This is a genomic window from Anaerosphaera aminiphila DSM 21120 (assembly GCF_900129925.1).
Taxonomy (GTDB): Bacteria; Bacillota; Clostridia; order Tissierellales; family Peptoniphilaceae; genus Anaerosphaera; species Anaerosphaera aminiphila.
Genome location: NZ_FQXI01000006.1, coordinates 95,676 through 106,974 on the forward strand (window position 1 = coordinate 95,676; position 11,299 = coordinate 106,974).

The 11,299-nt window shown below is 31.8% G+C and carries 11 protein-coding genes; all 11 read left to right on the top strand.

Annotated features, from left to right (window positions below; translation table 11 throughout):
• Positions 1–13: 13 nt before the first annotated feature.
• Complete coding sequence (locus BUB47_RS05475; protein WP_073184553.1) at positions 14–835, top strand: energy-coupling factor transporter ATPase; 822 nt, start codon at positions 14–16, stop codon at positions 833–835.
• A complete protein-coding gene (locus tag BUB47_RS05480) occupies positions 826–1,689 on the top strand; it encodes an energy-coupling factor transporter ATPase (RefSeq protein ID WP_073184536.1) in 864 nt (287 codons plus the stop codon). Before BUB47_RS05475 ends, BUB47_RS05480 begins: the two co-directional genes overlap by 10 nt.
• Positions 1,682–2,479: an energy-coupling factor transporter transmembrane component T family protein gene (locus BUB47_RS05485; protein ID WP_073184537.1), complete on the top strand. Its 798-nt coding sequence runs from the start codon at positions 1,682–1,684 to the stop codon at positions 2,477–2,479. The genes BUB47_RS05480 and BUB47_RS05485 overlap by 8 nt, the downstream gene beginning before the upstream one ends.
• Positions 2,476–3,207, top strand: a complete 732-nt coding sequence (gene truA, locus BUB47_RS05490) for a tRNA pseudouridine(38-40) synthase TruA (protein ID WP_073184538.1) — start codon at positions 2,476–2,478, stop codon at positions 3,205–3,207. Before BUB47_RS05485 ends, truA begins: the two co-directional genes overlap by 4 nt.
• Positions 3,208–3,318: 111 nt before the next feature.
• Entirely contained in the window at positions 3,319–5,139 is a 1,821-nt protein-coding gene (locus BUB47_RS05495; protein ID WP_073184539.1) for a DUF4153 domain-containing protein, read from the top strand.
• A gap of 66 nt (positions 5,140–5,205) precedes the next feature.
• On the top strand, positions 5,206–5,892 hold the full coding sequence (locus tag BUB47_RS05500; protein WP_073184540.1) for a tRNA1(Val) (adenine(37)-N6)-methyltransferase: 687 nt from the start codon (positions 5,206–5,208) through the stop codon (positions 5,890–5,892).
• Complete coding sequence (rsmI, locus tag BUB47_RS05505) at positions 5,893–6,702, top strand: 16S rRNA (cytidine(1402)-2'-O)-methyltransferase (protein WP_073184541.1); 810 nt, start codon at positions 5,893–5,895, stop codon at positions 6,700–6,702.
• Positions 6,699–7,634: a DNA double-strand break repair nuclease NurA gene (locus BUB47_RS05510; protein WP_073184542.1), complete on the top strand. Its 936-nt coding sequence runs from the start codon at positions 6,699–6,701 to the stop codon at positions 7,632–7,634. The genes rsmI and BUB47_RS05510 overlap by 4 nt, the downstream gene beginning before the upstream one ends.
• A complete protein-coding gene (locus BUB47_RS05515) occupies positions 7,631–9,469 on the top strand; it encodes an ATP-binding protein (protein WP_073184543.1) in 1,839 nt (612 codons plus the stop codon). Before BUB47_RS05510 ends, BUB47_RS05515 begins: the two co-directional genes overlap by 4 nt.
• A 196-nt stretch (positions 9,470–9,665) precedes the next feature.
• Positions 9,666–10,904, top strand: coding sequence for a hypothetical protein (locus tag BUB47_RS05520; RefSeq protein ID WP_073184544.1), 1,239 nt, complete (start codon positions 9,666–9,668; stop codon positions 10,902–10,904).
• Between the two features lie 186 nt (positions 10,905–11,090).
• Positions 11,091–11,299: helix-turn-helix domain-containing protein (locus BUB47_RS05525; RefSeq protein WP_143270612.1), on the top strand; the 209-nt coding region annotated here is incomplete at its 3' end.

Sequence of the window (11,299 nt, forward strand, 5' to 3'; positions counted from 1 at the left end):
AAAAGGTAAATATATGATAAAAATAAAAAATGTTTTTTTTAAATATGAAAATAGTGAAGAATCAAATTATGTAATAGAAGACTTGAATTTTGAAGTAGAAGAAGGCGAATTTGTAGCTGTACTTGGTCATAATGGCAGCGGGAAAAGTACTTTGGCAAAATTAATTAATGGATTAATAGTGCCCACTTCAGGAGAAGTTACTGTAGATGATATGAATACAAAAAAAGATGAAGAAATTTGGAATGTCAGATCCAGAGCGGGAATGGTATTTCAAAATCCAGACAACCAATTAGTTGCAACTGTAGTAGAAGAAGATGTTGCCTTTGGTCCGGAAAATTTAGGTGTGCCCACAGAGGAAATTCAAAAGAGAGTGGACTTGTCTCTTGAGGCCGTTGGAATGAGCGATCACAGAAAGAGCTCTCCTCATATGCTCTCAGGTGGACAAAAGCAAAGAGTTGCAATAGCAGGTATACTCGCCATGTCTCCGGAGTATATCATCTTAGATGAGCCCACAGCAATGCTTGACCCAATAGGTAGAAGAGAAGTTATGGACACTATAAAAAAATTAAACAGAGAACAAAAAAAGACTATTATTTTAATAACTCACTACATGGATGAAGCTGCACTTAGTGACAGATTAGTTATTATGGAAGCTGGTAAAATCATCTTAGAGGGAAAGCCGAGAGAAGTATTTTCTCATGTGGAAAAAGTTAAGTCTATTGGTCTTGACGTTCCACAAGTTACGGAGCTTGCATATGAACTTAAAATGGATGGATTTGACATTGATGAAAAAGTTTTAAGTGTAGATGAATTAGTAGGTGAAATATGTCGCTAATAGAAGTTAAAAACTTAACACATATATATGGAGAGGGAACTGTATTTGAAAAAAAGGCACTGGACAGTGTAAATTTAACTGTAAACGAAAGAGATTTAATTGGATTAATTGGACACACAGGTTCAGGTAAATCCACATTAATACAGCACTTAAACGGACTTATAAAACCTACTAGCGGAGAGATAGTTGTCGCAGGAAAGACTATTACAGATAAAGTTCCACTAGTGGATATAAGACAAAAAGTAGGACTAGTGTTTCAATATCCTGAATATCAACTTTTTGAAGAAACTGTTGAAAGAGACATTGCTTTTGGGCCACAAAATCTGGGGCTAAATGCTGAAGAAGTAAAAATAAGAGTGAAAGAGTCCATGGAACTGGTTGGACTTAACTATGATACATTTAAAGAAAAATCGCCCTTTGAACTTTCAGGGGGACAAAAAAGACGTGTTGCAATAGCCGGTGTAATAGCAATGAAGCCCGACGTTTTAATACTGGATGAGCCAACGGCGGGTTTAGACCCAAGAGGTAGAGATGAGATATTTGGAGAAATTAAAAATCTCTATAAGAATGGAAATATAACTATTATAATAGTCAGCCATAGCATGGAAGACATGGCAAGTATTGCAAATAGGATAGTAGTCATGAGCGATGGCAAAATTGTCATGGACGATAAAGCCAGAGAAATATTTAAAAGAGAAGATGAACTTGTAAAGATAGGACTGGGTGTGCCCCAAATAACATCTTTCTTAATAGAGCTTAAAAAAAGAGGCGCTGACATCAATACAAATTGCATCACTGTTGAAGAGGCAAAAGAAGAGGTTGAAAAATATTTGAGGGGTAGAGAAAATGCTTAAAGACATATCTGTAGGACAGTATTATCCGGGGGATTCAATTGTTCATAGATTAGATCCAAGGTTAAAGATAATAACAGTACTCATGTATATAGTTACGCTGTTTTTTATTGACAGCTACTTGCCATACTTGTTTATATTTATTTATTTAGTACTTGTTATTAAAGTTTCAGGGATTCCCTTTTCTATAATTTTAAGGGGAATGCGTCCTTTGAGATGGATTATATTAATCACATTTATAATAAACTTGTTGTTTATTAGAGGAGAGGTAATATTTAAAGTTGCCTTTATATCAATATCCAGAGAAGGTGTGGATACTGCTATAAGAATGGCAATAAGATTGCTATTAATAGTAAGTGGAACCAGTTTATTGACACTTACCACATCTCCAATAGAAATAACTGATGGAATTGAAGCCCTTTTAAAACCATTAAATAGAATAAAAGTTCCGTCACATGAAATTGCAATGATGATGACAATAGCACTTAGATTTATTCCAACACTAGTTGAAGAGACAGATAAGATAATGAAAGCTCAAATTGCAAGAGGAGCTGATTTTGAATCTGGAAATATATTAAGGAGGGCGAAAAATTTAGTACCTCTCTTAGTTCCCCTATTTATAAATTCCCTTAGAAGAGCAGATGAACTTGCAACTGCCATGGAAGCTAGATGTTACCGTGGGGGAGAGGGCAGAACTAAATTTAGAATTTTAGTACTTGAGAAAAAAGACTATGTGACTTTCATATTAAATATGGCCTTTTTCGTAGTAATTATAGCGTGGAAATATATATGAATATACTTTTGAAAGTTAGCTATGATGGAACAAAATACCATGGATTTCAAATTCAGCCAAATTTAATAACAGTGGAAGAGGTTTTAAAAAACTCTATTGAAAAAACTGTACATCACAAAGTAAAATTATATACTGCTGGTAGAACAGATAGAGGAGTTCACGCTATGGGACAATGCGTGAACTTTTATTCGGATACAACTATAGATATTGGAAATTTGCCAAAGGTTATAAATTACAATCTTCCAGAGGATATTGCAGTTGTGGGAGCAAAATATGCACCTGATGACTTTCACTCCAGATTTTCAGCAAAGGGAAAGCACTATAGGTATATTATTTACAGAGGAAAGTACAGAAATCCTCTATATAGAAATAGAGCTTTAAACTTTCCCTATGAACTGGATATTGAAAAGATGCAAAGTTCATTAAATTACTTAATTGGAGAAAAAAACTACAAGTCTTTTATGGGAAGAGATGCAGTAGTAAAAGATACTATTAGAAGAATAGATAAAATAAAAGTCATAGATAAAAAAGAGTTTATATATATTGATTTTTATGGAAAGAGTTTTTTAAAAAATATGATAAGAATTGTAGTGGGAACAGCCATAGAAATTGGAAGAGGAAAGTATGAACCGGAGTACATGCTGGAGGCGCTAAATAAAGAACATAGAAGAGCTGCGGGGCCGACAGCACCAAGCTATGGACTTTATTTAATGGAAATTTATTATTGATTTTAGGTGAGTTAAATTAAGCTTGTAATTGGTTACAATACAGTGACAAGTGGCTTAAACTCATTGTATTATTAAAATATTTAAGTTATTATAAATTTAAATGGAGGAAGTATGAAATTAGTTTATAAAATTAAAAATACTTTAAATAAAACTAAATTATCCTTTGAGAGGTTTCCACTACCAATGGCGTGCATATTATTAAGTGCGTTGTTTTTTATTTTAGAGATAAAAAACTATTCAAATGTAGATACAGTTAAAGATGCAGTTTTAAATATGTCATATATGAAACTGGGCTACTTGTTTTTAATTAGTACATTTGTATATATATTTTTAAAAATGCTCAATGAAGGATTAGTTGGTAGTTCAACTACTGTTGAACAGTTAAAGAAAATAAGAGTATTAAATATTGCTCTTTATATATTGAGTATACCTTTGCTATATAGTATTTACAGACTTTTTATTTCGGAAGATCAAAGACTGTTTTTATATGAAAATTTCTATGGATATTTCGGACTACTATTGTTTTTTATAGTCAGCTCCTTTTATATATCTAAGGCATTTTTTCATAAGGACTATGTAGCCTATATGATAAAAATATTTATGTCAATATGTATATCTGTAAGTTATTCAATTGTGTTATTTTTGGGACTTTGTGCCATTTACTATGCCTGTGAAAAACTCCTTGGAGTTCAAGTAAATATGAACTTATACGCATATACAGCTATTGTAGTATTTTTGCCCTTTAATTTGGGTGTGTACTTGGCAAATATTCCAAGTGCCAGAGAATCATTTAACAACTACAATCTCACTAGAGCTGTAAAAGTTTTAATAACTTATATTTTAATTCCAATTTTTTCAATATATCTCATTATTTTATATTTATATTTTGGCAAGATGTTATTAAATAAAACATTGTTTAAAGGAATGGTTACAAGCCTTGTGCTGTGGTATTCTATTTTTTCTGTGGGATTTTTATTTGTCTTGGGAATGATAAAAGACAGCAGTTTCATAAAAACCTTTAAAAAGCTATTTCCAATTGCAATGTTGCCTGTATTATTTGTAATGTTTATATCTATAGGACTTAGGATAAATCAATATGGATTTACTGAAAATAGATATTTTGTAGTGGTTACAGGAATATTTGTAGCGGTGACTATGATATACTATATATTTCTTGATGAGGGCTCTTATATAACTGTGCCAATATTCTTAAGTTTTTTAATACTGGTTTCTACAGTAGGACCTATATCAGCTTACAGTATATCCAGGAATAGTCAAAACAGCCGTTTTGAGAAAGTACTTGTAAAAAATAACATGATTAAGGGAAATAAAATTCTAGGGAATACAAATGTATCAAAGGAAGATCGAGAAACCATAGTTGATATAGTGACCTATATGTTTAACAATCACAGACCTTGGGAGTTGAAATATATACCAAAGGACTTTGAACTGGTAGAAGAGGATTTTGAAGAAGTGTTTGGATTTAAACCTGATGTCAACAGTGATGAAATCACATCTACAAATTACTATTTTGAACACAATAAAGCTTTAGATATAGATGGATATAGTAAGATAATGTCCTTTTCTGTGGGAAATGAAATAGAAGAGGAAAATATCAAGACAGTTGGAAACTACAGAGTTAGTGTAAGTGGAGACAATGTTGCAGTAGATTATTTTGATAAGTCAGATGTCTTTAATCTTACAAATATAAATTCAAAAGAAGTTTTTGATAAAGTTAAGGCACTGGAGAAATCCAAGGGAATAATTGATCCGGAGGACATATCAATAAGTGGAGTGTCTCATGGAATAAAGTATAAGATAATATTTACAAATTTAAATCAATATGCAGTTACAGAAAAAGACAGAACTTTTAATATGGATTTTTATTTGTTGGTAAATAATAGCTTATTAATAAGCAAGAACAATCTGTAATTTAGAAGGAGAAGGTTATTGATAACTTTCTCTTTTTTTATGTTAAAATAAGTGTGGAGTTGTGATATGAAAAGAGATATTGTACCGGGAACGGATTATATTATTTATCAAAATGAAGAAAATTTTAAATATACAACTGACTCTTTAATACTGAGTTCTTTTTCACGTCTAAGTGGAAAGTGTGCAGACCTTGGAAGTGGAAATGGACTTTTGTCATTTAGATTAATAGACAGGAGTAGAGTGAGTAGTTTTATAAATGTGGAGTTCAATGAAGACAGTTATAAATGTTCGTTAAAATCTGTAGAAGAAAATGGTCTCTCAAATAAAATATCCAGTTTAAATATAGACCTAAGGGATATAAAAAAATATATAGCTCATCAGAGTATAGACAGTGTAATAATGAATCCGCCATATTTTTCAAACAGCTTAGAAAGTGAAGTTGAAGCTATAAGAAATGCAAGGCATACAGATGAATTGGAAATCTTTATTAATGCATCTGCACATATATTGAAAAATTCAGGAAAATTGTACATGGTAATGACGTCTAGTAGATTAATAGATGTAGTTTGCATGTTAAGAGATAGAGGGTTTGAGCCAAAAAAGTTGAGATTTGTAAAAAAAGATAGTAACTCAAGACCTAAAGTAGTATTAATTGAAGCTGTAAAACAGGGAAAATCACATTTAATAGTTGAAAGAGATTTTTTAATAAATAGTGACGAGTTAAAAAGAGTATATGAAAATAAGGAGATTTAAATGATATATTTTTGCCCAACACCTATAGGAAATTTATCTGATATAACAAAGAGAACTTTAGAGGTGCTAAACAGTGTGGATATAATTGCAGCGGAGGACACCAGAACCAGTCTTAAACTTTTAAATAACTACAATATAAAAAAGAAATTAATAAGTTACCACAAGTTTAATGAAAGCTCTCAAGCTGAAAATATTGTTGAATTGTCCAGGGAAAATAATATAGCAATTATTACAGATGCAGGACTTCCGGGGATAAGTGACCCTGGAGAAGTATTAGTAAAAAAGCTAATAGAAGAAGATATTGAATTTCAAGTTTTGCCTGGGCCAAATGCAGCTCTTACAGCACTGGTGCTCTCAGGTTTAAATACAGAGCACTTTTTATTTTATGGTTTTTTAAATTCTAAGAGCTCTGCCAGGAAAAAAGAATTAACTGAACTTGAAAATTTAAAATTCACACTTATATTTTATGAAGCTCCCCACAGGATTGAAAATTTCCTAGCTGACTTATATGAAATTTTTGGAGATAGGAGAATTTCTATTTCCAGAGAGCTTACAAAATTATATGAGCAGACATTGAGGGAAAATCTATCTTACTTTGTAGAAAATCCTGGCTCTATAAAATTAAAAGGTGAATTTGTAGTAGTGGTAGAGGGTAAAAAAGAAGAACAGTTAAATATAGATGTAAAAAATATTTTAACAGAAAAGTTACAAAGCGGAATGAAAAAATCGCAGGCAGTGAAGGAAATATCCAAGGAGTACAATATTCCCAAAAACGAAGTTTATAAAGTTAGCTTAGAGGTAGAAGAATGATTGAGGATATTCAAAGGGAAATTGAAAATGTAAATAATCTCTTAAAAAATAAGTATAGAGATTTTTTTTCGCTGGGCAATGAAGAATTTAAGGATAAGATATTAAATAAAGTAGGGCTCTTTTCTAAACTTAAAAAGTTGGAGGAAGCTCAGCTAAAGAGCTTTGGAGTAGTAGTGGGAGTAGATGGTTCTACAAATAGGATGGGAGGAGCATACCCTCACTATATAGATTTATTTCAAGCTCTTGCAAAACCAACAGTCGGGGAAGATTTATATTTAAATGAGTGCAACACTCCAATGCTGGACAATTTAAATAAGGGCTCTGAATTTGAAGTTGAAAAGAAGAATAAAATGCTGGCACAAATAGAATTAGATGCTGCAATAAATGCAATAGATCGTCAAAAGCCATCACTTATAATGATGGATGGAGGGCTAGTTAGATATATACTGGAAGACAACGACAGGTTTAAAGAACTGTCTGAAAAATGTGAGGAGAGAGGAATAATACTAATTGGAGTAATAGAAGATACTAAGACTAATATTATCTCCAGAGCAAATAGTATAGACAATTCATATTTTGACAGAGAACTGCTATATGGAAGATTGGAAATAGGAGAACTCTTAGAGGTTCATGATGCATATAATAAAAAGTTTGAATTTGGAATTTCCAGTGCATTTTTGAGAACATCCAGTCTTGCATCTGCCATAGGTTTGGATATTCTATCCTCACAAAAAAACTATTTAAAAGACGTGGCAAATTTAGTCTATACACTAACTCCATTTAACTCCAGAGGGATTCCACTTTGGCTTGACATTGTGGACAAGGAAGTTAGAATAACTGACAGCTTAATAAAAATGATGCTTGAAGAATACTTAGACAGAGATATTTATGAGAGGTTTTTTGTATCAGAGAGAGATAGGAGAAGTTTATGAAAGTACTTGGAATAACTACTCAACAGGAAGTATTTATAGGTTCAAGAGATAGAAACTTTAGAATAAATGAATTTTTAATAGTTGAAGATCCGGCTCAAGGTGACTTAATAGGAGAGATAGTAGAGGCGAAGACCTTTAACAGATTTATTCCCTTAGATATGGGCGGAGACTTTGTAGATTCTTCTGTAATAGAGTCATTGAAGGCAATGGGATATGATGTAAATAACGAAACTATTTACATTGGGAGACTTAGACTTTTAAAAGAAGCACAGTATCCGGTACTAACCGGAAGTGCAGTGAGAATACCGAAGTTTGAAGAAGTTAGAAGACTTTTAATTCCAACAGAACCCGAAGTGGGACTGGTGCTTGGAGTAATAAAAAATACAGATGACTTAACTAGAGATATGGATAAAAAATATTCCAACTTGTGTAAGACTTTTGATGAGGGAAATTTTTATGAGCAAAATGACATTCCTTATATATTGGATTATAAAGCTATGCATGAGTATCCTCATATAGGAGTATTTGGAGGTTCAGGTTCAGGGAAGAGCTTTGGACTTAGAGTTGTACTAGAAGAAATTATGCAAAAGGAAATCCCCACAGTTGTACTTGATCCTCACTATGAAATGGATTTTTCTCTGGATTCTCCGGCAAATGACAAGTTTAAATACAGTGATTCTTTTAAGTGTCTGCAAGTTGGAGTAGATGTGGGAATTAAGTTTGAAGAACTGTCAGTTGGAGATTTAAAAAACTTGCTAAATACGTCAAGTCAACTTACAGACTCAATGAACAACACTGTGGAAATACTATTTGTAAAGGGCAGCAACTACTACAGCTTTTTTAATAAGATGCAAAACCTAACAGAAGCTCAAGAAGTAGGTTCAGTTGAAAAAATAGAAGAGAAATTTTTTTATGCAGATAGTGAAGAAGATAAACAAAGGTGGATAGATAGAAAAGACTTATATCAAAAATACGATAAGACCTGTCCCAATCAATCAGTTAGAGGAATTATGTGGAGGCTTATAAAACTTTACAATGAGGGGATATTTAACAGAGATATAACTGAACTTGTAGATGGGATAAAAGCTGGAAAGCTTATGGTAATTCAAGGCTCTACTAGAATGATACAAGTGTTTTCCACATTTTTATTAAATAAACTCTACTATAGTAGAAGAGAGTATAGAGAATCAGTTTACAGACATGAAAGCACAGACTTTTTTCCGCCATTTATAATAGTTACAGATGAAGCTCATAATTTCGCTCCAAAGGGCTATGAAACTCCTTCAAAGTCAATTTTAAAAGAAATTGCACAGGAGGGACGAAAGTACGGTGTGTTTTTAGTCTTGGCAACTCAAAGGCCCACACTTTTAGATGAGACAATAACAGCTCAGTTAAATACAAAATTTATATTTAGAACTGTCAGGGCATCGGACATAGATACAATAAGAGAAGAAACCGATATATCTCCAGATGAGGCAAAGAGGTTGCCATATTTAACTACGGGCGATGTGTTTATATCCTCTGCAAAAGTGGGAAGGACATCTTACGTAAGAATTAGAGCGGCTCATACTCAGACACCACATAAAGAAAACCCCTTTGACGAATTAAATACAATTAAGTCAAGAGAAAATGAAGACTTCTTAGGATATATTAGGGACTTTATGCCAATATCAACTTCAGTTGATAGCTTGGAGATAATTCAAAGTATATATGAGAGATATTCAGTAAACTATACAATTGATCAGTTTAATTTAAAGCTTGAAGAACTTAAAAAAAGTGGACTAATAGAAGTAGAAGAAACTTTTTTAGGACCTCAGTATAGATTAAAGGAATAGTGGAATTTATAATGGGAAAGTCTTTGAAAGGTTCCAAATCTTGACTTCTAAAAAATTTGGAAGTAAACTAAATATATACTTGAAGTTAACAGGTAATAAATGAGCTATTTTTTATGCAGAAGATTGCTCATTTTTTATTTAACTATAGTGAACTAAAGATAAATTTATATAGTATGCAAACATAAGGAGGGAAATAATGAGTAGTACTAAAATACAAGTAGGTATTGGATTTATAACAGGAAGAAAGACATTTTCCGATGTAGTTGGTGCTTATATTAACGCTTGGAAAAGTAATAGTAGTGGCGAGGAGTGTCCAATAGAAGTAAACTTGTTTGTAGTCACAGACTTTCAATACACAGATACTACAGAAGAAGATTATATAATAAGAGATAAAAATGTTTTAAATTCAATTAATAAAATATATTACTTAGACAAAGAAGTTATTGATAGAGAAGTGAAATATTTACTTAAAGATGTATTGGATAGTGAAGAAGAGGCAGCATTAATTTTCGGAGACGGCTATGCTAAAATGCGCAACCAAATTTTATATTTTGCCAAAAAAGAAAATATGGACTACTTAATATTTTTTGATGATGACGAGTATCCTCTAGCTTGTCTAAAGGAGGGAGAACACTTGTTGTGGGCTGGGCAGGATCCAATTTCAACTCACGTAAAGCACTTGCAATCTTCTGATATGACAAATGGATTTCACTGTGGTTATATTTCTCCCATTCCAAAAATTGAATATAACGATGTATTTAGAGAAGAAGATTTTAAAAATTTAATAGAATCAGTAAGTAACGATATTTTAAGTTGGGACTCTGTAAAGGAAGTCTTAGAACAAGATGGGATTACCTATGCACAGAGAGAGAAATTAAATATATACTCTGAAAAAGAAGTTATGGAGGCAAATGGAATGAAGTTTATTTCAGGTGGCAATCTGGGGTTTAACTTAGATAGTATTCACACACTTTTTCCATTTTATAATCCACCAGGAGCTAGAGGAGAAGATACTTTTTTAAGTACTTGCTTACAAGACATAACCCTATTTAAAATTCCACTATACACATTTCATGATGGATTTTTATTTTATCCCAATATATTAAAGGGAGCTTTACCTATAGAATTTCCTCATGCAATTAAGTCTTCTAATCAAATGATAAGTAGATTTAGAAAGGCTCTTATTGGATGGATAAGGTATAAGCCGCTTTTCTTATTTATTACACAGAGAGATTCCTATGATGAAGAAATTTCTAAAATTTATAGTTCACTGGAAAGTATTTTGCCAAAACTTTGCAAGTATTTCGATGACGATAGATTTTATACAATGTTATCTGAATTAAATTATTACAATGAGCATGTAGAAGAACACTTTGAAGATTTTAACAATACAAAAAATGTATGGCAAAAACTTATGCACTATTTAGATTCATAGATAGTATATTTTAAGAGATTTTAACTTAAACGTTAAAATCTCTATTATTTTTCTCTATTTTTATAAAGTTTAGTACATGATAGATTGTAAAATTAAATGCGACACCTAAAATAAAAACTCATAACAAATTTGTATTTCGTGTAAAATGTTAATTACCACAAAAAACAATCACGAAAGGAATCTGTTATGAGTCATAAATATCTTACCATGGATGATAGAAATAAAATAGAAGTGTTGAATAAAGAAGGATATTCTGCTAGAAAAATTGCCAATATATTAGGGTTTCATCATTCAACAATTAGTCGAGAACTTAAAAGGTGTAAAGCCGAATATTCAGCAGTAGATTCTCAAAAGTACTACCAAGAACTTTCTATGAAAAAGGGTAGAAAGTCTAA

What these genes read in the sequence shown, in the direction of transcription:
- BUB47_RS05475 (WP_073184553.1), top strand. Translation starts at nt 14, where the DNA reads ATGATAAAAATAAAAAATGTTTTTTTTAAATATGAAAATAGTGAAGAA.
- BUB47_RS05480 (WP_073184536.1), top strand. Translation starts at nt 826, where the DNA reads ATGTCGCTAATAGAAGTTAAAAACTTAACACATATATATGGAGAGGGA.
- BUB47_RS05485 (WP_073184537.1), top strand. Translation starts at nt 1,682, where the DNA reads ATGCTTAAAGACATATCTGTAGGACAGTATTATCCGGGGGATTCAATT.
- truA (WP_073184538.1), top strand. Translation starts at nt 2,476, where the DNA reads ATGAATATACTTTTGAAAGTTAGCTATGATGGAACAAAATACCATGGA.
- BUB47_RS05495 (WP_073184539.1), top strand. Translation starts at nt 3,319, where the DNA reads ATGAAATTAGTTTATAAAATTAAAAATACTTTAAATAAAACTAAATTA.
- BUB47_RS05500 (WP_073184540.1), top strand. Translation starts at nt 5,206, where the DNA reads ATGAAAAGAGATATTGTACCGGGAACGGATTATATTATTTATCAAAAT.
- rsmI (WP_073184541.1), top strand. Translation starts at nt 5,893, where the DNA reads ATGATATATTTTTGCCCAACACCTATAGGAAATTTATCTGATATAACA.
- BUB47_RS05510 (WP_073184542.1), top strand. Translation starts at nt 6,699, where the DNA reads ATGATTGAGGATATTCAAAGGGAAATTGAAAATGTAAATAATCTCTTA.
- BUB47_RS05515 (WP_073184543.1), top strand. Translation starts at nt 7,631, where the DNA reads ATGAAAGTACTTGGAATAACTACTCAACAGGAAGTATTTATAGGTTCA.
- BUB47_RS05520 (WP_073184544.1), top strand. Translation starts at nt 9,666, where the DNA reads ATGAGTAGTACTAAAATACAAGTAGGTATTGGATTTATAACAGGAAGA.